General features: G+C 55.5%; 20 protein-coding genes. 17 read left to right on the top strand and 3 right to left on the bottom strand.

All coding sequences use genetic code 11. The features are described 5' to 3' along the window. Positions 1-17 precede the first annotated feature (17 nt). Both NYR02_RS15180 and NYR02_RS15175 read left to right on the top strand, forming a co-directional pair. Entirely contained in the window at positions 18-4,190 is a 4,173-nt protein-coding gene (locus tag NYR02_RS15180; RefSeq protein WP_260977200.1) for a sensor domain-containing protein, read from the top strand. Continuing rightward, positions 4,174-5,331, top strand: a complete 1,158-nt coding sequence (locus tag NYR02_RS15175; protein ID WP_260977199.1) for a DUF3570 domain-containing protein — start codon at positions 4,174-4,176, stop codon at positions 5,329-5,331. The genes NYR02_RS15180 and NYR02_RS15175 overlap by 17 nt, the downstream gene beginning before the upstream one ends. An 8-nt stretch (positions 5,332-5,339) precedes the next feature. Here the strand turns inward: NYR02_RS15175 and NYR02_RS15170 are convergent, their stop codons facing one another. Together NYR02_RS15170 and NYR02_RS15165 are read right to left on the bottom strand one after the other, a co-directional pair. Next, on the bottom strand, positions 5,340-6,647 hold the full coding sequence (locus tag NYR02_RS15170) for a DUF1501 domain-containing protein (protein WP_260977198.1): 1,308 nt from the start codon (positions 6,645-6,647) through the stop codon (positions 5,340-5,342). Beyond that, positions 6,640-9,045 (bottom strand): DUF1588 domain-containing protein, encoded by a 2,406-nt coding sequence (locus NYR02_RS15165; protein ID WP_260977197.1) that lies wholly within the window; start codon positions 9,043-9,045, stop codon positions 6,640-6,642. The genes NYR02_RS15170 and NYR02_RS15165 overlap by 8 nt, the downstream gene beginning before the upstream one ends. Positions 9,046-9,292: 247 nt before the next feature. On the opposite strand from NYR02_RS15165, the gene glyA reads away from it, so the two are divergent. From glyA to thiL, 10 genes are all read left to right on the top strand, one after another. Beyond that, positions 9,293-10,555 carry a serine hydroxymethyltransferase gene (gene glyA / locus NYR02_RS15160; RefSeq protein ID WP_260977196.1) on the top strand — a complete coding sequence of 421 codons (1,263 nt, stop codon included), beginning with the start codon at positions 9,293-9,295 and terminating at the stop codon, positions 10,553-10,555. 178 nt (positions 10,556-10,733) lie between these two features. Continuing rightward, the gene (locus NYR02_RS15155; protein WP_260977195.1) at positions 10,734-11,081 is read left to right on the top strand and encodes a hypothetical protein; all 348 of its coding nucleotides are present in this window, start codon (positions 10,734-10,736) and stop codon (positions 11,079-11,081) included. A gap of 338 nt (positions 11,082-11,419) precedes the next feature. After that, on the top strand, positions 11,420-12,319 hold the full coding sequence (locus NYR02_RS15150) for a metal-dependent hydrolase (protein WP_260977194.1): 900 nt from the start codon (positions 11,420-11,422) through the stop codon (positions 12,317-12,319). 145 nt (positions 12,320-12,464) lie between these two features. Then, positions 12,465-12,953 carry a transcriptional regulator NrdR gene (nrdR, locus tag NYR02_RS15145; RefSeq protein ID WP_145469908.1) on the top strand — a complete coding sequence of 163 codons (489 nt, stop codon included), beginning with the start codon at positions 12,465-12,467 and terminating at the stop codon, positions 12,951-12,953. Then, complete coding sequence (gene ribD, locus NYR02_RS15140; protein ID WP_260977193.1) at positions 12,950-14,059, top strand: bifunctional diaminohydroxyphosphoribosylaminopyrimidine deaminase/5-amino-6-(5-phosphoribosylamino)uracil reductase RibD; 1,110 nt, start codon at positions 12,950-12,952, stop codon at positions 14,057-14,059. Before nrdR ends, ribD begins: the two co-directional genes overlap by 4 nt. A 49-nt stretch (positions 14,060-14,108) precedes the next feature. Beyond that, entirely contained in the window at positions 14,109-14,771 is a 663-nt protein-coding gene (locus tag NYR02_RS15135; protein ID WP_260977192.1) for a riboflavin synthase, read from the top strand. 12 nt (positions 14,772-14,783) lie between these two features. Further along, a complete protein-coding gene (ribBA, locus tag NYR02_RS15130) occupies positions 14,784-15,899 on the top strand; it encodes a bifunctional 3,4-dihydroxy-2-butanone-4-phosphate synthase/GTP cyclohydrolase II (protein WP_260977191.1) in 1,116 nt (371 codons plus the stop codon). 13 nt (positions 15,900-15,912) lie between these two features. Next, positions 15,913-16,389: a 6,7-dimethyl-8-ribityllumazine synthase gene (ribH, locus tag NYR02_RS15125; protein WP_260977190.1), complete on the top strand. Its 477-nt coding sequence runs from the start codon at positions 15,913-15,915 to the stop codon at positions 16,387-16,389. Between the two features lie 5 nt (positions 16,390-16,394). Continuing rightward, the gene (nusB, locus tag NYR02_RS15120) at positions 16,395-16,865 is read left to right on the top strand and encodes a transcription antitermination factor NusB (protein ID WP_260977189.1); all 471 of its coding nucleotides are present in this window, start codon (positions 16,395-16,397) and stop codon (positions 16,863-16,865) included. Positions 16,866-16,886: 21 nt separating this feature from the next. Then, positions 16,887-17,843: a thiamine-phosphate kinase gene (thiL, locus tag NYR02_RS15115; RefSeq protein WP_260977188.1), complete on the top strand. Its 957-nt coding sequence runs from the start codon at positions 16,887-16,889 to the stop codon at positions 17,841-17,843. A gap of 88 nt (positions 17,844-17,931) precedes the next feature. Here the strand turns inward: thiL and rsgA are convergent, their stop codons facing one another. Further along, on the bottom strand, positions 17,932-19,005 hold the full coding sequence (gene rsgA, locus NYR02_RS15110; RefSeq protein WP_260977187.1) for a ribosome small subunit-dependent GTPase A: 1,074 nt from the start codon (positions 19,003-19,005) through the stop codon (positions 17,932-17,934). A gap of 404 nt (positions 19,006-19,409) precedes the next feature. On the opposite strand from rsgA, the gene NYR02_RS15105 reads away from it, so the two are divergent. From NYR02_RS15105 to NYR02_RS15085, 5 genes are all read left to right on the top strand, one after another. Then, entirely contained in the window at positions 19,410-19,703 is a 294-nt protein-coding gene (locus NYR02_RS15105) for a DUF1244 domain-containing protein (RefSeq protein WP_260977186.1), read from the top strand. A gap of 106 nt (positions 19,704-19,809) precedes the next feature. Continuing rightward, positions 19,810-20,526, top strand: coding sequence for an SIMPL domain-containing protein (locus NYR02_RS15100; protein ID WP_260977185.1), 717 nt, complete (start codon positions 19,810-19,812; stop codon positions 20,524-20,526). A gap of 21 nt (positions 20,527-20,547) precedes the next feature. Next, positions 20,548-20,790, top strand: a complete 243-nt coding sequence (locus NYR02_RS15095) for a DUF1653 domain-containing protein (RefSeq protein WP_260977184.1) — start codon at positions 20,548-20,550, stop codon at positions 20,788-20,790. Beyond that, positions 20,790-21,266, top strand: coding sequence for a Cys-tRNA(Pro) deacylase (gene ybaK / locus NYR02_RS15090; RefSeq protein WP_260977183.1), 477 nt, complete (start codon positions 20,790-20,792; stop codon positions 21,264-21,266). Before NYR02_RS15095 ends, ybaK begins: the two co-directional genes overlap by 1 nt. Before the next feature lie 204 nt (positions 21,267-21,470). Further along, the gene (locus NYR02_RS15085; RefSeq protein WP_260977182.1) at positions 21,471-21,959 is read left to right on the top strand and encodes a hypothetical protein; all 489 of its coding nucleotides are present in this window, start codon (positions 21,471-21,473) and stop codon (positions 21,957-21,959) included. The last annotated feature ends 6 nt before the right edge of the window (positions 21,960-21,965 follow it).

Genomic DNA, 21,965 nt, shown 5'->3' with positions numbered 1-21,965 from the left:
GATAAGACTCTTTAGCCATGCTGTTTCGTCTGTTACAGCGAGCTGGCCAGGACGACCTGCGCCGTTCCACGCTGATGAATGTTCCGCTGTTTCTGCTCAGCTTTGTTTTTCTGGCGCTGGTACTGGCCGGTAACGTCTATCGCCAATGGCATAACGACCAGCTGGCGTTCAACAAAGAAGTGGCGCTGACGCTGGAAAACTATGTGCAGCAGTCCGGTTTGCTGGCGCAGGCCGGACTGGCCGCGAACACGATGTTCAGCCGGGCTTTTGCCCCCCTGCTCGAGCAATCCGCCAAGGGTGATGCGGCTGCCCGTGATCAGCTCTGGGCTGAAATGCAGAAATCCTTCTTTAACCTCACCGGGTTTGTGTTGTTCGATGCCAATGGCCGCTATCTGACTCATCGCGGAACTGCGCTGCATGCCGATGAAACCCGCGATATCTATGCCAACAGCCTCAGCATTGGTGGCAACCAGGGCATGTTCTCGCTGCGTTATGGCAGCAAAGGCGGGTACTACTTTTTCACGCGTTTTCAGGGACCGGGAGGTGAAACTTACCTCTTTGTCAGCCGCCGTTCCTACAGCAAGCTGTCGAGCATTATCTACAACGGCAACTTTCCCGGCTTCGAGATGCTGTTGCTCGACACCCGCGATAACTCCATCGGTATCCGTGAGCATTACTACGCCGATTCATCCCACCAGCCCAAGCTGAGTAAAACCGAAGAACAACAGATTCTGTACCGCACCAACATTCCCTTTACCCACTGGGATGTGATTGCCCTGCCGGTGGAAAAAGACGTTCAGGCCCAGCTCTGGAGCCGCATTCATCCGCCATTGGTGGTACTGGCCACCTTCTCCATTTTGGCTGGCATTCTGTGGGTCTTCCTGCGCCGCCAGGAACGCCGCGCGGCCGAACTGGAAATCATCCGCCGTCAGACCGAGCAACGTGCCGACCGGGTGCTGATGTCGATTGACGACGCCCTGATCTCCACCGATGCCTTCGGTCTGATCAATTACGTCAACCCGAAAGGGGCCGCGCTGCTGATTGAGAACGGCCAGCGTGATTTTCTCGGTGAGAGCCTGGCCGATGTCTGGCCTGACAAACAGGCACTCTGGAACCGTGGCCTGAATGCCGACGAGCTGGAACTGCTGCAGGATAACGGCCGCCAGCTGACCGTTCGCATTGGCGAAGAACAACGCATACTGGAGCAGGGATACAATCCGCTGTACGAGGGCCGGCGCATATCCGGCATAGTCTGGTTGCTGCGCGATATTACTGATGCGGTACACGCCACCAACGCTCTTGAAGAAAGCCGCAGCCGCTATAAAGCCCTGTTTGAAGAGGCCGGTGTCGCACATTGCCTGCTGGATATCTCGCACTTCGATGGCCAGCTGGAAAGTGTACGGCTGGTCAATATTAACGATGCCGCCGTGCGCATGACCAAAGCCTGCAGTCGGCAACAATTATTGCAGGACTACAGTCAATTACTGGTGCAGGGCAGCCGTGAGTTACGCTCTGCGCTGCAACGTGCGGTCGACCTGAAACTGAGCACCACCGAGTTTGAATTACCGCTGCGCATATTCAGCGGCGAGCCGCGTGATTTCTGGGTTAACCTCAGTCTGCGCTCGGGCACCGTCGGCCAGGCGCTGATGACCGTTCTGGATGTGACTGAACGAAAAAAAGCCACCGAAAAGACCCGCGAACGCGAGGCTTTCTGGTCCAAGGTTATGGCAGCAATGCCAGACCTGGTGTACGTCGTCGAGCTGACGTCCGAGCTGAACCACAAAGTGATTTACCACAACCGCACCATGGGTGAAGTACTCGGCTACCCTGCCGACCTTCAACTCGATGCCAATGACTGGCTGCGTTATGCCGAGCCGGAAGAAGAAAGGCATCTGGCCATCGCCCTGAATAAAAACCGCTCGCTGGCAATGGGGACCACTCGCGAGGCGACGGCCCGCTTCCGTCATGCCGATGGCAGCCTGCGGGTACTGAAGTTCCGCGACACCCCCTTTGCACTGGATAAAGACGGCAACGTTGTGCGCTATATCGGCACCGCCCGCGACGTGACCGGTGATATCGAAAAACAGGAACGTATTGTCGAATCCGAACGGCGCTACCGTTTACTGGCAGAAAACATGAGCGACGTTATCTGGGCCACTGACATCAACCTGAATTTTAATTTCGTCAGCTCCTCGGTTGAGCGCCTCCTCGGTTATAAACCGGACGAATTACTGCGTGAAGGTATCGGCGCCATCTTTAAGCGCCGCGACATCCGCACACTGTTCCACGCGATGCATCATGAAATACGGCAAGCGCTGCGCGATCCTGATAACGCCCAATCACGCAATGTGATGATCCGCAAAGACGCCATCGCCACCAGTAAAAACGGTAAAGAAGTTTTGCTGGAATTACAGGCCAGTCCGTTATGGAATGACAAAGGTGAGCTGCAGGGTATGCTCGGCATCTCACGCGATGTTGGCGAAGCCCGCACAATCGAGCGTGAACTGCAACTGGCCGGGGAAGTTTTCGACAACAGTAACGAAGCGATTTTAATCACCGACCGTACGTTGAATATTGCCAATATTAACCGCGCCTTCGGTGCCATTACCGGCTATAAAAATGAAGAAGTTATTGGCCGGACGCCGGACTTCCTTATTTCGTCAGAGCGTCACGGCATCACTTTTTTTGAAGAAATCGGCGAAGCTCTGGTGTCTGCCGGCTACTGGCAGGGTGAAATTTTCTACCAGCGGGCCAGTGGCGAGATCCGCACCGGCTGGGCGGGTGTCAGTGCTATCCGCGATCAGGATCACGAAGTTCAGAGTCTGATTATTATTATGTCCGACATCACCGAACGTAAGGTGATTGAAGAGCGTATTCATAAACTGGCGTATTTTGATCCGCTCACCGGCCTGCCCAACCGCAGCCAGATGCATGAACGGCTGGACGTTTTACTGAAAACAGCGCAGCGCAACAACCATTGCGTTGCCCTGTTATTTATCGACCTTGACCGCTTTAAACCGATTAACGATTCGATGGGACACCCGGCCGGCGATCAGGTATTAAAACAGGTGGCTCAGCGACTGCGTAACTGTACCAAAAAACACGACCTGGTCTGCCGTATCGGCGGTGATGAATTTACCGTTGCGATTGGCGAACAGACCGATAACGAAAAAGCGGCCGATACCGCCGTCAAAGTGGCTGAACGTATTCTGCATGCTTTAAACCGGCCTTATATTCTTGGCCAGCGTGAAGTGTTTATCAGTGCCAGTATCGGCATATCCATCTATCCGCACGATGGTGGCAGCGTGATTGAATTGCTGAAAAATTCCGATATGGCGATGTATCACGCCAAAGATCTGGGGCGCGACAACGTACAGTTCTTTAACGAAAAAATGAACCAAAAGGCGGTTGAATTACTGGAGCTGGAAAACGATCTGCGCCACGCGCTGGGCCGTAACGAGCTGGAACTCTATTACCAGCCACAGTATCAGTCCAGCAATGGTAAAGCCGTAGCAGCAGAAGCCTTATTGCGCTGGAACCATCCGACCAAAGGACTCATTTCCCCCGGATTATTTATTCCGATTATTGAAGACACCGGGCTGATTGTGCCGATCGGCCAATGGGTGCTGGAGCAGGCCTGCCAGCATTTCGCCGACTGGAAAAATAAAGCACTGGATCTGCAACGTATTGCCGTTAACGTATCCGCACGCCAGTTTAAACAGGACGATTTCCTGCAGATTGTAAAAGATGCCATTTTCAAAGCCGGTATACGTCCCGATCAGCTGGAGCTGGAACTGACTGAAAGTATTCTGATCGACGACATCGAACACACCCTTGAAGCTCTTAATGGCTTGCGCAAGCTGGGTGTACGTACCGCAATCGACGATTTTGGTACCGGCTATTCTTCCCTGAATTATCTGAAACAATTCCCGGTAGATACCTTAAAAATCGACCGCAGTTTTATTCAGAATTTGCCGGACAACTCTGATGATGCACAGATCACGCGAACCATTATTGCCATGGCACACAACCTGGGCATGGGCATTATTGCCGAAGGGGTGGAAACGCGTGAACAGCTGCAATTTTTAATATCCGCACGCTGTGAAGAAGTCCAGGGCTTCCTGTTCAGCAAACCGCTGCCACAGAAACAATTTATTCAGTTGCTGCAACGTCATGAAATCCAGTGCTAAAAGTGCCCTGCTGGCACTGGCAGCAGCGGCGCCGTCGTATGGGCTGGCGCCACCACAGGAAGCACAATTACAATACCGCGTGAGCCAGTATCAGGAAAACGATATGCCGGCGAACCGCGTCGCCAGTGGCTCCACACAGCGCTATCAGATTTCTGTACAGCAACTGCAGTGGCAAACTCCCATCGCCGGACAATGGCTGCTGAATATGCAGGGCAGCTATGAAAGTCTGAGTGGTGCCTCACCACAGCAGACCTTCGAAAACAGCAGCGGTCAGAGCGAAGTGATTATGAGCGGTGCCTCCATTAACGAGCAGCGCAGCGATGCCCAGCTGCAGCTCAGCCGCTATTTTTCTCACGGCACGCTGGGTGGCGGTCTGTATTATTCCACTGAAAACGACTATCAGGCACAGGCCTGGAATCTGGCCGGCAGCCTTGAGCTCTGGTCGGGCATGACCACCCTTAATGCCGGACTCAGTCAGTCCGATGATCGTCTCAATCCCAGCGATACCCGCCTGTCGGTCAACCGTCAGCTGGCCGATGATCAGACCCGCAGCCGCCAGGAGGCTTATCTTGGCATCAGTCAGATTCTGAATAAGTACGAAGTGCTGCAGCTGACGCTGGGTTACAGCCAAAGCAGTGGTTACTTATCGGACCCGTACCGCAATATTGATCTGCGCCCGGACAACCGGGACAGTCAGACGCTGACGCTGATGTACCGTTTTTTTATGAAACCCTGGAATGGTGCTGCGCACTGGAATTATCGTCTTTACCACGACAGCTGGGGTGTGGATTCCCATACGCTTGAGCTGCGCTGGTATCAGAATCTGGGGCGCTTTATCGGGCGTAATTGGCGCGCCAATATTGGCAGTCGCTTTTACCGCCAGCAGGCCGCCGATTTTTATTCTCTGGCCAGCAGCGCCAGCGGTAATGCTCAAAGCAGTGACGCCCGGCTGTCCGCTTACGGCGCTATCACGCTGGAGCTGGGTATCGATCTGCTTTGGTCCCATGCACTGGAATTCAGCCTCAGCGGGCAAAGCTATCGCAGCCGAGAATCCTGGGGAGCACAAGGCAGCAAGGCTGCGGAAGCCCCGGCATTGGTGAATTATCAGCTTGTCAGTGCCGGAGTTCTTTACCGCTACTGAGCGCCGGTTCAGCCAAATAAGCTTATGGTTTCAGCGTTTAACGGGAAGCGGGCACTCAGCTCATGATCGGCGATTCCGGCTAATTGCCGCATCGCCTGCTGGATATGTTTGGGCTGCAACAGAATACCGTTGCTGTCGGCGGCCAGCGTCTGGGGATTAATCGCCTGCGCTTCGTGAGCGGCGGTGGTCAGCCCCACACTACGGTTTGCCCAGCTGGCATTCTTACTCATAAAAATGGTGCTGCTGATTGGCCAGTGATCTTTACCATTGCCGTCGTTATAGCCCGGTGTACGGGCAAAGTCAGAGCTGATCATCACCACCAGCTTATCGTCGATGCCCAGCCGCTCAGCCTCAGCCCAAAGATATTCCACACCGTTCTGCAGGCGCATTAAGGCCGCCGCATGATCAGCATCGTGATTAGCGTGGGTATCAAAGCCCCAGGCCACCAGATCCGTGCTCACGCACAGCCCGGACTGATACGCTGCCAGCGCAATCTGCGCCTGACGTAACAAGGGGTTCCAGTAACCATCGGCATCGGTGTAATCGACCAGCGTCTGCGGTACATACTGCGCCAACAATTCCAGCAATTGCTGGCCATCTTTGGCCGCGGCAAACTGATTCAGCGCTGCCTGCATTCGCGACGCCATATGCGGCTGTGCGGCCTGTAACCGCGCCAGACGTTCCGCGCGGTGGCGGTTGATGATGTCGCGCGTACTCTGACGATGAAAATACTTCGCCGCATCCCAGCCATTGCCGCCATCGAGAAACTGATCCTGATACACCAGCTTATTCAGCGCACTGGGGTCCTGCATCAGGGTGTAATTAATGACTCCCGCCGTCTGGTTGTAACCGCCGTTGCTGAGATACGCCAACGGTAGCCCGCTGCCGTACACCGCCGCCGCTAATGCGGCAAACGAAGGATATCCCTCCGCCAACCGGCCACTCCAGCTGTAACGCTGCCCGGCCTGATGCGCGTTGGTCTGGGCATCAATGCCGTTCACCACCAGCATGTGGGGATGCAGGTTAGAAAAGAAGCGTTGATTATGAGCAAAGGGCGCGTAGGCAACTGAGCTGCCGCTGATGGTTTGCACGCCCTGCGTGCTGGCCCAGTGATTGATCGCCGGGTTGGCTTTCGGATCGCAGAAACTGGTGACATCCCAGCCGCCACCGGCCTCAATACTGACAAAAAACGGGCCGTTGTAAGGCGTAAAATTACTGTCCGCCGCCTGCGCACGTAATGGCAGAGGAAGGCCTGCGGCCAAACCGGAGGCCACCAGCAGCTGCAAAAAATGACGGCGGTTCATCGCGTTATTCATAGGGCACCGTGAAGTCACTGAACAGGTAGGTCAGCAAAGCCATCCAACTGCGCAGGGTATGGTTCGGGTCTTGTTTCAGAGCGGCGTCGTTATCCCAGTCGAGCAGGCAAAACTCATCCTGCTGATCATCGCTGGTGTCGTTATGATAAAGCCAGTCGCTGGGCGCATTGGCCATGCGCTCACTCCAGACTTCGTTAAACAGGGTGTAGGCGCTGTTCTGTTCCAGCGCCAGATCCGTCAACGGATCACCCCAGATAACTTCAATCAAACGATTAACCTGCGCCTGCACCTGAGCGGATGCATTAGCCGGGGTATCGGTCATTTCCACCAGCGTAAACAGCGTGCGCTGCGCCTTGGGCAGTTCAAACTCGGCCACGACCCGCTGACACACCATTTCCTGCGACATACGCCCCGTCACCGCATACATTAACGTATTCAGGCTTTGTGCCCGCTGTACCACGGTATCGCTGTCGATACCGCCATACAGACCGTAATAGTCGCGCGCCAGCAGATCGTAATTTTCATCCCAGGTGTGGTGCCAGAGGCCGCCGCTTAACGCCTGAATCTTGCGGCTCAACTGCTCTGCCGTGAGTAACTGGCCTGCCCCCATATCGCCATAATTCGTGCTGGCCGGGGCTTGCAGCGCACGGAAGACCGGGCTCATCGCCATATCGGCCAGCAGATCTTTCAGCTGATAACCACCGCTGCGGAAGGCAGTCGCCAGCTCACCGACCATACGCTGCTGTTCGCTGTAACGGGCCAGCTTGTCGGCATAATCAACATCGCTGGGTTCAGTCGGTTGCGGCAACAACTCACTGCCAAACACCGCCGGCCACCAGAAGGCGACGATGCCACTGGCAAAACGCTCATCGGCCACCATCTGCTGCGCCAGCCACTGCAGGCTGTTGTCACGGGAAGTGGCGGGCAACGCGGTGCCGGCAAAACCGGGAGCGCGCATATCGCGGTACCAGAGATCGCCCTGCTGATAAAGACTGCCGGCTTTGTAGGTGTCCGGCAGTGAGTCATCACCATCCCAGGCATCGCGATAATGGCCGTTGTCGCCATAGTTCTGAAAGGCACCGGCCACCGGGTCCATGATTTCATGACACACCGCGCAGGCCGGATTATTCAGCGTCGGGTTGTTGGTATCGGCCAGATCAGCCGGGTCCATAGAGCGCAGCGCCAGCCCTTCGATATCCACATTCAGGAAAAAGTAATACGCCCAACGGGCCCGCGCACGATTGCGGTTAGTATCGGTAGAGGGATAACGCGCCAGAAACATCTGTGAGCTGAGCAGACCAGCCTGGGGCAGCGGCCCACCGGCATAGCCGTCGATAATCTGTGCCGGACGCCAATCGTCCGGATTATTGTTATCCGCAAAGCGGATGCCGGTGTGATACACGTCGTTGGAAAACGGGTTCACCATCATATAGGTGGCAGTCAGAACTTCACTGTAGGGCCGGTCGTGGGTAACCACATAGTTAATCAGCTGCAGTGGTGCCGTTGCCACCGCCTTGTTGGTGTTTTCCCAGGCAAAACCAAAAGCTTCATTGGCGGCCTGGCGCTGTTCATCGGTGGCGGCACTGTTTACTGCCTGCTGTAACGGTGCCAGACGGGATTCGATGAAGGTGAAACGCCCTCCTTCATACAACAGCTCAAGCCCTGGCGTGCGACTGTTGGCGAATTTATTGGTGAGTAAGCGGTCATTCGCGCTTTCCATCAGGAAATCACTGAAATGCTCACCGCTCATTAAGTGGCGGATCGCATTGCGCAGGCTGATCTCTGTGCCATCGGCAATTGACACCTGCTCTGCGGTTGTTGGCAAACGCCCGGCAAACAGCAGCGCCGACTTACGCAGCGTGGCATTGTTATCCAGTAATACCGCTTCGTCCCAGAACGCCGACAGACTGACGCTGCCGTCGCTGCCATCACCGTCACTGCAGCTGGCAACCGGGCCGGCAAGCCAGCCCTGCAACACCTGATGAGCTGCAGAACCCGCAGCAAACACCCGCCCGCCTCCGTGCACGACCTGCGCCAGCGGCTTGGCTTCGATATTCGCCAGGCCAGAGGCCGACGCGATGTAAGTATTCACTGCGCTGAGATTATCAGCCAGATAAGAACTCGCGGAGGCAGGCTTCAGCACCAGTCCGGACTCCGCCGCAATGCCGCCCGTCTGGTGGCACTGCATACAGGATGGCGCCAGCACCGGTGCCCATAATTCAGCATTAAACCGTTCCAGCTCTGCGCTGCAGGCGGAAGCACCATTGCCTCCCGGCAGCGTCGTGCCAGGCTGTTGAGGGTTGCTGTCGCTGATCAGTTCGCCGGCATATTCATTACCGCCGCCGGAACAGCCAGCCAGCACCAAACACAGCAAAATAAGAGAACACCCAGCGCGCATCAGACACGTACCCTGATCATTAGAGAATTGAGTATGGAACAATCGCGACGCTTTTCCGTTAAGCGATGTAATGAGTTGTTGTGCAGGCGTTTTTCTGACCATTTGGTCACGTTTTTAGTGTCTGCAGATGAGCGCAGTTCACGCCGATAATGACACCTTCTCAAGTGCCAGACGGCGCAGTTTGCGCTAGAATGCGCACCTTTCTTATTCCAACCCCTTTTCTACCACCTTGCGTGAGGAAGCCCTGATGTTTAGCCGTGATATGAACATAGCGGATTTTGACCCGGAAATATGGTCAGCCATGAAAGCCGAAGATGCCCGTCAGGAGCATCATATTGAGCTGATCGCCTCCGAAAACTACACCAGCCCACGGGTAATGGAAGCTCAGGGCTCCCAGCTGACCAACAAGTACGCCGAAGGTTATCCGGGCAAGCGTTACTACGGTGGTTGTGAGCACGTTGACGTGATCGAGCAACTGGCCATCGACCGCGCCAAAGAACTGTTCGGTGCAGGCTACGCCAACGTGCAGCCTCACTCAGGTTCTCAGGCCAACGCGGCGGTTTACTTCGCCCTGTGTCAGCCTGGCGATACCATTCTGGGTATGAGCCTGGCACACGGTGGTCACCTGACTCACGGTGCATCTGTTTCTTTCTCGGGTCGCGTTTATAACGCTGTTCAGTACGGTCTGAACCCGGAAACCGGCGAAATCGATTACGCCGAAGTTGAGCGTCTGGCGCGTGAACACAAGCCAAAAATGATCGTCGCTGGTTTCTCTGCATACTCACGCGTGGTGGATTGGCAGCGTTTCCGCACCATCGCCGACGAAGTGGGCGCTTACCTGTTCGTTGATATGGCCCACGTTGCCGGTCTGATCGCTGCTGGCGTTTACCCGTCTCCGGTGGGTATCGCTGACGTGGTCACCACCACGACTCACAAAACCCTGCGCGGTCCGCGTGGTGGTCTGATTCTGGCCAACGAAGACGAAGAGCTGAACAAGAAGCTGAACTTCGCGGTATTCCCTGAATCCCAGGGCGGCCCGCTGATGCACGTCATCGCGGCCAAAGCCGTATGCTTCAAAGAAGCCATGAGCCCTGAATACAAAGAGTATCAGGCGCAGGTGGTGAAAAACGCTCAGGCCATGGCCAAAACCTTTATCGAACGCGGTATCAACGTGGTATCCGGTGGCACCGATGACCACCTGTTCCTGGTGGACCTGATCGGCAAAGAGTACACAGGTAAAGACGCTGACGCCGCTCTGGGCCGCGCCAACATCACAGTGAACAAAAACTCGGTACCAAACGACCCACGTTCTCCGTTCGTCACCTCTGGTCTGCGTATCGGTTCTCCGGCCATCACCAGCCGCGGCTTCAAAGAAGCTCAGGCAACCGAACTGGCTGGCTGGATCTGTGACGTACTGAACGGTCTGGAAAACGGCAACTCCGACGCCGTTGAAGCCGAAGTAAAAGCTAAAGTTGTTGCCCTGTGCGATCAGTTCCCGGTTTACAAATAAGCCGGACTTAGCGCCATTAAAAACCGCCCGGTGCCTGCACCAGGCGGTTTTTTTATGCCCGTTGCTGCGCGGTTTCTGTCACACAATGGTCACAGCATTGTCATAGGCTGTTTACAGGAGTCAGCACCGCCTCTGCGCCCCGCCTGACATTCACTGATTAACAGAGAGATGCCATACCATGACCAAGTACTGGACTCCCGTTACCGAGCGACATCTGGCCGACATGCTGCGCACCGCCGAACAGCAAATGGCCCCCTCTCTGCGTCAAACCTGGCAGCTGATCCGCCTGCCCACACCGGAACTCTGGCAGCAACACCCCTGGGGCGATGAAGGCTGTGGCTTCTGGGTGGTCGCCGTGTTCGGTAAAACCTGCGTGTACCTGAATGACATCAGCCAGGGGTTTAACTCCAGTATTTTTATGAGCTGGGGACATATCGAGGACTACCAGACCCGCACCGATACTTTGGGCAGCCATCTGGCCGGCCTGTTTCACAGCCAGCCCAGCGTCACCTCCGACATCGATTGAGCAAAGGTGTAACAACATGCGGCGCAAAGGGAGTCATTTGTGCCGCATTACTGGCAAAAACAGCCAATGGCTGATTCAAACCCCCTCAAGTAATCAAGCTGAGCCGCTGAATCGGACGTAAATCAGATAAAAACCCGTGATATAACGCCTTTGCAGCCATGGCCAAGCAGAGAAGGGTTAACTCCGGCCAAAGGACGCCATGATCCTGTCTGACCTGCACCAGCCCACCCCGCTGAATATTGACCGATTGCTACCTTCACCCCTCCCTCCTGCAGGCGTTTAATACGCTGACATTGATTAACATCCGAACAACAACAAAAGTATCAAAGGAATCAGTTATGACTCATGCAAGCACTGCCGATGCTGGCACTGTCCGTCAGACTGCCGGAGCCAAGGCTAACATCCCGCCACGTCGTATGGACTTCGAATTTGCAGATGACACCAAGCGCTACTGGTACAAGAACAGCCCGTTTCTGACCACGTTCTGGTCAACCCTGTCGACCCTGTTCCCGGAAGGTGAAACCTTCTTTGTCGACTCCGTGCGTAACTATCGCAAAGACATCACCGACCCGCTGCTGAAAGCCCAGGTATCCGGCTTTATCGGTCAGGAAGCGATGCACAGCAAAGAACACAAAGCCTTTAACGATCTGGCCGAAAAACATGGCTTCCCGGCCAACAACCTCGATCGCGACCTGGGCATCCTGCTGCGTTTTGCGCGCAAAGCACTGCCGAAAAAAATCCAGCTGGCCATTACCGTGGCGCTGGAGCATTACACCGCCATTCTGGCTGAACAGCTGCTGCGTGATCCCAGCCATCAGTCCAACATTGAAGACCCCGAAGCTCTGAAGCTGTGGATGTGGCACGCACTGGAAGAAAACGAGCACAAAATCGTGGCCTACGATGTGTACAACCTGGTCGGTGGCGGCTACTTCACCCGCGTACTGACCATGCTGATAGTGACTTTCTTCTTCTTTACGGTGGTCGGCATCGGCCATATCCGTATGCTCTGGGCCGACCGCAAACTGTTTGATGTCTGGGGCAACCTGAAAGGTTTCTGGTATCTGTGGAGCCCGAAAGGCCTGTTCCCGAAACTGCTGCCGCAGTATCTGGACTTCTTTAAGCCCGGTTTTCACCCGAACGACCACGACACCGTGCAACTGCTGGACGACTGGCGTGAAAAACTGCTGGGTAAAGACGGCATGCTCGCCGATCAGATCAAAAACCCGCAGCGCGCTTAAGTACCACTTTGCCGCACCACAGACAGCCGCCGTTAACCCGGCGGCTGGCTGTACATCCTGCTGACATGCCAGCCTCTGGTATAGCCCGCGCAAATCCTTTAGAATCCGCCCTCTTTAAGCTCACCTGAGTCGCTCTTTACCAGTTATGTATTGCCCGTTCTGTACTCACCCGGAAACCAAAGTTATTGATTCACGCCTGGTTGCCGATGGTGAGCAAATCCGACGCCGACGGGAATGCATCAGCTGTGGTGAACGCTTTACCACCTTCGAAAGTGCCGAACTGGTGATGCCACGCATCATCAAACAAGACGGCACCCGCGAACCCTTCAACGAAGACAAACTCCGTTCCGGTATTCACCGCGCGCTGGAAAAGCGCCCGGTCAGTGTCGAAGACGTTGAGGCCGCCATCGTCCGTATCAAACAAAAACTGCGCGCCACCGGCGAACGTGAAGTCCCCAGCCGTATTCTGGGTGAATGCGTCATGGCCGAACTGCGTCAGCTTGATCAGGTAGCCTATGTGCGCTTTGCCTCGGTCTATCGCAGCTTCCAGGATCTGGATGAATTCCGCGCCGAAATCGAGCGCATTTCCTCACCGTTAAGCCCCCTCGCTGACAGTAAGGAAGAAGAAGCATGAACCACGAATTCTATATGGCCCGTGCTCTGCAGCTGGCCGAACTCGGGCGTTACTCCACCAGCCCGAATCCGCGCGTTGGCTGTGTGATTGTGAATAACGGCGAGATTGTCGGTGAAGGCTGGCATCAGAAGGCCGGCGAGCCCCATGCCGAAGTGCATGCCCTGCGCATGGCTGGCGATAACGCCCGTGGCGCTACTGCTTACGTTACCCTCGAACCCTGCAGCCACCATGGCCGCACCCCGCCCTGTGCCGAAGGCCTGATCAAGGCCGGCGTGGCACGGGTGGTCGGCGCCTGTTCCGACCCAAATCCGCTGGTTGCCGGACGTGGCTACAACCTGCTGCGCGATTCCGGTATCGAGGTGATTACGCCCTGCCTTGAAACTCAGGCCATCGACCTGAACAAAGGCTTTATGCAGCGTATGCGCAGCGGCATGCCCTGGGTTCGCGCCAAGTTAGCGCAAAGCCTGGATGGCCGCACCGCCATGGCCAGTGGCGAAAGCCAGTGGATCACAGGCGCTGCAGCGCGTGCCGATGTCCAGCGCCTGCGCGCGCAAAGCTGCGCGGTGATTACCGGCGCCGGTTCCGTATTAACCGATAACCCATCGATGACCGTACGCCCGGCTGAGACCGGCATCGAACAGGAACAACGCCTGTGGCGCCAGCCATTACGGGTGATCATTGACGGACAGCAACGGCTGAGCGGCAACGAACAGATATTCTCCCTGCCCGGCGATATCCTGCTGGCGGTCAGCGATGCTGCGCGCTGTAAGGTGCGCCGCGCAGAGTCGCTGGGCACGCTCAGTATCTGGCAGGCACCGCTGACCATGGCGAATAAAGTCGATCTGTCTGCACTGCTGGCGGAACTGGGCGAGCGTGGCTGCAACGAAGTATTGCTGGAAAGCGGCGCCCAGCTGGCCGGGGCCTTTGCCGCCGCCGGACTGATCAACGAGCTGGTGCTCTACTGCGCACCGACGATCCTCGGGAGTGAGGCGCGACCGCTGCTATCCTTAGGGCTTGAGCGCATGCAGCAACAGTTGCGCTGGCAATGGCAGGATGTACGCATGGTCGGCGGCGACTTAAAACTGGTGCTGACGCCAGACGCATAACAGAGCGCACGCTGCCAACAGCAGATGCATTAAAGAGAACGGAAGGTTCATGTTTACCGGAATTATTGAAGCCATCGGCAGCGTAGCCGCGGTTAAAAACCAACAGGGCGACCTGACGCTGCAGATTAACAGCGGCGCACTCGACCTGTCGGACGTAAAGCTCGGTGACAGCATCGCCACCAACGGCGTGTGTCTGACCGTGGTTGGCCTGTCCGGTCATGGCTTTATCGCCGATGTGTCACGCGAATCACTGGCGCACACCCACATCGGGCGCTGGAGCGCGGGCACCAAAGTGAATCTGGAAAAAGCCATGCTGCCGACCACGCGCATGGGCGGTCACCTGGTTACCGGCCACGTTGACGGTGTGGGCATCGTGAAAAAACGCAGCGCCGATGCGCGCTCGATCCGCTTTACCATCGAAGCGCCAGCCGCATTGCGTAAATACATCGCTGCCAAAGGCTCGGTCACGGTTGATGGCGTCAGCCTCACCGCCAATGCGTTAAGCGCCGACGGCTTTGAATTGAATATTGTGCCGCACACCGCCCAACAGACCACGTTAATCGGTCTGCAACCCGGCAGTGAGGTGCATCTGGAAGTAGATATTATTGCGCGTTATCTGGAGCAGTTACTGCGCCCGGACAACAGCGCCGAACAGGCACCGGACACTGGCATCAGCCAGACGTTTCTGGCGCAAAACGGATTCTGGAAATAACAGGCTGAACACATGGCACTGAATAAAATCGAAGACATTATCGCCGATATCCGCCAGGGCAAAATGGTCATCCTGATGGATGATGAAGACCGCGAAAACGAAGGCGACATCATTGTTGCCGCCGAAAAAGTAACGCCGGAAATCATCAACTTTATGGCCAGCGAAGCACGCGGCTTAATCTGCCTGACCTTAACCGGCGAGCGTTGTGATTACCTCGGCCTGCCGGCCATGGTCGCTGGTAACGGTGCAAAATTTTCCACGCCTTTTACCGTCTCTATTGAAGCGGCAGAAGGTGTGACCACCGGTATTTCTGCGGCCGACCGTGCGCACACTATCCGTGTCGCCGTCGACTCCTACACCAAACCGGAAGATATCGTGCAGCCTGGCCATATTTTCCCGCTGCGCGCCCGTCCCGGCGGTGTATTAAGCCGTGCCGGTCATACCGAAGCCGGTTGCGATCTGGCGCGCCTGGCGGGCCTGATTCCGGCGGCAGCCATCGTTGAAGTGATGAACGCCGACGGCACCATGGCGCGTCGTCCGGATCTGGAAGTGTTTGCTGCCAAACACAACCTGAAAATCGGCACCATCGCCGATCTGATCCACTACCGCATCGCCAACGAAAAAACCGTGGAAGTGATCAGCCGCGATAGCGTGCACACCGAATTCGGTGAATTCACCCTGCACACCTTCCGCGACACCATCCAGAATGAAACCCATCTGGCGCTGACCATGGGCGAGATTAGCGCTGACGACCCAACCCTGATCCGCGTGCAGACCAACAACCTGCTGCGTGATGTGCTGGGCCTGCGTAAGCCGGAATCCGACAGCTGGTCATCGACTCAGGCGCTGAGCCGAATTGCCGCTGAAGGCAAAGGTGCGCTGGTGTTGCTGTCCGCCGGTCAGAGCGAATGCGTGAACGACAGTCTGGATGATTTCTTCGGCCGTGCGCGTCCGCTGCGCAGCCCGAACAAAGACAGTTCCGGCGCCTTTTTAACCATTGGTACCGGCTCGCAGATTCTGCGTGAACTGGGCGTGCAGAAAATGCGCCTGCTCAGCTCCGAAATGAAATACAGCGGCATTTCCGGCTTCGATCTGGAAATTGTCGAGTACATCCCTTTTAACGAATGAATGGATAAAGACCATGAAACACATTAATACCATTGAGGGGAACCTGACCCCGAACGACGGAAAATACGCCATCGTAGTTGGCCGCTGGAATGCGTTTGTTGTTGAGAGCCTGCTGGAAGGTGCGGTTGATTCGCTGCTGCGTCACGGCGTCGACGAAGAAAACATCACCATCATCCGTGCGCCGGGTGCTTTCGAGATTCCACTGGTTGTGCAGAAAGCCGCAGCGACCGATAAATTTGACGCCATCATCGCACTGGGTGCGGTTATCCGTGGCGGTACGCCGCATTTCGAATACGTGGCCGGCGAATGTGTGAAAGGCCTGACCTCGGTATCGCTGGAATTCGGTATTCCGGTTTCCTTCGGTGTGCTGACCGTCGATACCATCGAACAGGCGATCGAACGTGCTGGCACCAAAGCCGGTAACAAGGGCGAAGAAGCAGCCATGTCTGCCTTCGAAATGGTTGCCCTGCTGAAAGCCATGGAGGCCTGATTTTCATGTCCCGCACTTCCGGCAATCAGAAAGCCAGCCCGGCGGCCCGTCGCAAGGCACGTCATTATGCTGTTCAGGCTCTGTACCAGTGGCAACTGGCGGGCGCGGATTTGTCTCAGATTGAGGCCGAATTCCGCACCGATAACGATATGAGCAAGGTGGATCTGGAATATTTCCACGACATTCTGCACGGAGTGCCCCGCGAGAAAACCCAGCTCGACGCCAAAGTGGCACCGCTGCTCGACCGTCGTGTTGATGAGATGACACCGGTTGAACTGGCCATTGTGCGCTTAGGTGCCTTTGAGATGATGCATCGTATCGACGTACCCTACAAAGTCGTCATCAACGAAGCCATCGAACTGGCCAAAACCTTCGGTGCTACCGACGGCCATAAGTTTATTAACGGTGTTCTGGATAAACTGGCCCAGCGTGAACGCGCGGTCGAAGTCCGTGGTCCGCGCGCCGCGCGCGACTGATCGTTAAACGGAGGCAGTACGATGAGCAAAGCAACAGGCTCAGGTGAATTCGCCCTCATTCGCGAATTTTTTGCCTCCGGTTTTCCGCACAATCCATACACCCGTCTGGGCGTGGGCGATGATGCTTCCATCATCATCCCCCCAGCCGGTTGCGATCTGGTACAAAGCATCGACACCCAGGTGGCCGATGTGCATTTTCCGGCCAGCGCTCCCGCCCATTTAATTGCCCAACGTGCCTTGCGCTGTGCCGCTTCTGATCTGGCGGCGATGGGCGCTGAACCCCAGGGGTTTCACCTGGCTCTCACCATGCCCAATGCAGAGCACGACTGGCTGACCGGTTTCAGTCAGGGCTTACGCGATGCGGCCCATGAACTCGATCTGGCCTTACTCGGTGGCGATACCACCTCGGGTCCGTGTCTGGTCATCAGCATTCATGTGCAGGGTTGGGTCGGCGCAGGTCAGGCACTGACACGCCGCGGGGCGCAGGTGGGCGATGATATCTGGGTATCCGATACCATTGGCCGTGCCGCACTGGCACTGCCACGGGTGCTGGAAAATCCGGCTGATTTCAGCGGCCTGGCACTGCATTACTACTTCCCGCAGGTACAGACACCGCTGGGAATAGCACTGCGTAATCTGGCCAGCAGCTGCATGGATATTTCGGATGGTTTATTGCAGGACGCCAGTCATATCAGCCGTGCGGCGAACGTAACACTGATGCTGGATGCTGATGCGATCCCCACCATTGTTGAACGCGCCGACCCGCGCTGGTCACAGTGCTTAACCGGTGGTGATGACTATCAGTTATTGTTTACCGCCGCCGCCGCCAAACGCCAGCAAATCGAAGAATTACGTCCACAATTTTCCGGCATACAGTGTATTGGCCAGGTCGTTAGCGCTGGTGATGCTGCGGTTGTGTTGCAGGAAAATGGCCAGACGATTCACTTACCGCAACAAAGCGGTTTTCAGCATTTCTGAGCATCTGGCGATGCCCTCCACCAGCCGCTTCTTTAAAGCATAAAAAAACCCGGAATGATCCGGGTTTTTTATGCAGATTACATGAGTATCAGCTCAGTTTTTTCTGCCGTTTTCGCTCTCCCTGAATACGTTTATGCAGCTTGCCGATTTCACGCTCACCGGCACGGCGCTGGGCAATCGTCGCGCTGTTGAACTGCTGCTCACGCTGCAATTTAGCGTAATGGTGCAAGCGCCTTTCCTCCAGCGTTCCGTTTTTCAGCGCCATCTGAATGGCACAACCGGGTTCATTCGTGTGACCACAATCGATAAAACGACACTGTTGCGCTAACTGCTCAATATCGGCAAACGTCTGCGCCAGGCCGTCGGCACAATCTGCTAATTGCAGCTCGCGCATACCCGGGGTATCCAGAATCATCGCACCGCCCGGCATCGCCAGCAGTGAGCGTTTGGTGGTGGTATGGCGGCCTTTACTGTCATCCTCACGGATGGTTCCTGTCGCCTGTACCTCTTGCCCTAATAACTGATTACTGAGGGTCGATTTACCGGCACCCGACGAGCCCAGCAAGGCAACGGTTTTACCGCTCCGGCACCAGGGCGTTAATTGCTGTACGCTGTCAGAATTAAGCCCGCTGACCGTCACCACCGCCAGCATGGGATCAAGCCGCTGTACCTGCTGTTGGCGCTCATCGGCCTGTTCACACAGGTCCGCCTTACTGAGCACCACCACCGCCTCTGCGCCGCTTTCGTGCACAATGCTGAGGTAACGTTCAATACGGTTCAGATTAAAATCATCATTTAATGAGCAGACAATAAAAGCCGTATCCACATTAGCGGCAATGAGTTGCATGCCGACCTTACTGCCCGCTGCCCGCCGCTGAAAACAACTGAGACGTTCAAGCCGGCGGATAATGGTCGGTTGCTGCATACTGACATCACTACGGTTCAGCAGCAGCCAATCGCCGACACAAATGGCGCCCAGCTGACTGAGCACTGCGGGCGTATAAGGTAAGCGCATTGCTCCCTGTTCACCGCTCACATCCAGAAGCGTTTTATGTTGCTCCAGTACCCGTACCGGATAACACTGCTGCCATTCGTCGAGACTGAGTTGTTGTTGAAAAAATGCCTGCCAGCCAAGACTGGTAAGAGAGGTTTGTGTGGTCATGATAAAGCCCTGACGCAAAGCATCATCGCGTACAGGCACACTGCAAATAAAAGGCAGCAAAAGGCCGTACACAATCATGCAAACAATATCGGGGGCATTTTTGCCCCGGTTTAAAAAAACAGATAAACCGGGCGGGGAAGGCAGAAAAACGGCAGCGATGCACAAAGCATTCGCTTGATGTGCTTACTCGATGTACGCATCCGATCGACGAACGCAATGTACAGGTCGGGATACCGTTTAAGCTGTAATACAAGCCCGGTCAGAGGTTACGACAATCATCAAATGTTCTCCTGACCGTTAAAAAGAGCCTGCACTATATTACGTTGCCGACGGCACAACAAGCCTGCTGCTGACACAAGCCACATCGTTTACACTGAACGCTTTGCAACCGTTACGGAGACGCTATGACCCCCGATCAGCAAACCGCCATTGAAGCCGCTGTACTGCGCCGCCTGCTTAAGCATCTGGATGAGCGCAACGATGTGCAGAACATCGAGCTGATGAATCTCGCCGGTTTCTGCCGTAACTGTCTGGCCAAATGGACCGTCAGCGCAGCACAGGAACAAGGCGTATCTATGGATTACGATGCCGCCCGAGAACAGATTTACGGCATTCCCTACAGCGAGTGGAAAGAAAAATACCAACAGGAAGCCACGGCAGAACAATTGGCAGCCTTTAATGCCAGCCAGAAAAACTGATGGCGTAAAGATCAGGCAAAGACCCGCCGCGAACCGAACGACAGAGCATATGCTGCATCGAATACGCTTACTGAATGGCTCATGCTGACACTGATAAGGAATAACCATGAAACTGAATACCGCTTCCGCAGCCCTGCTGTTTTCTGTCTGCGCGTTGTTTAGCGCCCAGTCCGCGATTGCCGCTGAGGACCGCTACATTGCCGTTACCGGCCAGGGAGAAGTAGAAGCCTACCCGGATTATCTGCAATTAAATCTGACGGTCAGTGATACTCAGCCAACGTCAAAAGCGGCAAAAGCAAAAGTCGATACCGCCATGAACAATGTCCTCGCTATCAGCAAAAAACTGGGCATTAAACAAGACGATATCGACGCCGCACAGATCAGCAATCAGGCTATTTTCGAATACGATTACAGCTCCAAACGTAATAAGCGCGAATACAAAGGCGAGCAGGTCAGCCGCAGCGTTACCCTGACACTGCGTGATATGGAACAATATGGCGTACTGGTCCATGAACTGCTGCAAAATTCACTGGTGAAAATCCATAATACTCAGCTGCGTTTTAATGACCGCGCGGCACTGGAACAGCAAGCCATGACACTGGCCCTGACCAATGCCCGCAACAAAGCCAAAAACATGGCCAACGCGCTGGATAATAAACTCGGCAAAGTGCTGCATATCGAAGAACAGGGTAATGGTGGTGGCCAGCCGATGTATGAAATGCGCGCCATGAGCATGGCTAAAGCGGATTCTGAACCCGCACCAATGCTGATCCAGAAACAAAGCATCAACGCCAGTGCCGGCGTGCGCTTTGAATTGAAGTAATACGTTTTAAAAGGAAAACCAATGAGCGCACAAACAGCAGCCCCGCAGATTACTCCCGGCATTTACCGTCATTACAAAGGTAACGACTACCAGGTGTTGGGGCTGGTGCGCCACAGCGAAAACGAAGAATGGCTGGTGTTGTATAAAACGCTGTATGGCGATTTATCCAGCTGGGTGCGCCCATACGCGATGTTTGTCGAAGACATTGAGCACAACGGCATTCGCCAGCCACGTTTTCAGTTAATCAGCCCGGAGGCCTGCTGATGACACCGGCCATTAACTGCGCCAAAAAAGCGGGAGTAACGTTTAATGTGCACGAATATCATCACGACCCGGCGGCAGAATCCTTCGGCGAAGAAGCAGCCGAAGCCCTCGGACTCGATCCGGCACTGGTATTTAAAACGCTACTGGTGAGTTTAACCGGCCATAAAAGCCCACTGGCCGTCGCGGTACTGCCGGTCACCCACATGCTCAGCCTGAAAAATATTGCCAAGGCACTGGGTGCGAAAAAAGCCGAAATGGCCGACCCGAAAGTAGCCGAGCGCAGCACCGGTTATATTGTTGGCGGCATCAGTCCGATTGGCCAAAAGAAAGCCTTGCCAACGGTCATCGACAGCAGCGCAGAAGCCCTGCTTTCGCTCAATGTCAGTGCCGGTCGACGCGGCCTGGAAATTGAACTGGCTCCGGCGGATCTGGCGAAACTGACCCGCGCAACGTTCGCGCCTATCATCAGCGACTGACCTGAACCCGTGAAGAACCAGTACCAAAAATAACCTTCTGATCGCACCACACACCCGCCTCCAGTAAGGCGCTCAGCATGACGCTGGCGGTGATCCCCCGCGGCCAGCAAAGCATCACTGCTGTTATTCTGTCGACTGCAACACAGCTTTGCATATTAATGCCGGAACTTTTGTCCCCGGCGGCTGGACGTAAGCGGCAAGGCTGTGCAGAATCCCCCCTTCTGTAAATACCAACAAGCCAACCCTTCAGCCAAGCGCAGACCAGCCAGCATGAACGATGCTTTCCACGCCATATTATCGCCACTAAAAACACTGCGCTCAGCCGTTGTGTTGAGCCTGATCGGACTGTCAGCCGCCTGTAGCCCTGTCGCTTACAAGCCGGTTCTGAACGAAGGTGTGGAACAGCAGAATGGCTATCTGGATAAAGAAATTGCACCCGGTGTTTATGTGATCGAAGTGCGTCAGATTGGTGGCTATCAGTTTATTCTGAATTACGATGACACCATCACCACCTTTAAGCAGCACTGGCATCGCCGCGCCACTGAACTGTGCAGGGCGGGCTATGTCGGCGAGCCGGAAGTTCTGCTGCCTGCAGAAGCCCGCCTGGAAGAGTTTCACTGCAATCTGCGTTACTGCCAGGACTACCCCATCGTCTCCGGCATCGCCTATTGCCATCAGCGTTACAGCCTCTGATCTGAG

The sequence above is a fragment of the Thalassolituus pacificus genome (genome assembly GCF_025318105.1).
Lineage (GTDB): Bacteria > Pseudomonadota > Gammaproteobacteria > Pseudomonadales > Oceanobacteraceae > Venatoribacter > Venatoribacter pacificus.
This window is presented reverse-complemented; position numbering and strand designations above follow the sequence as displayed.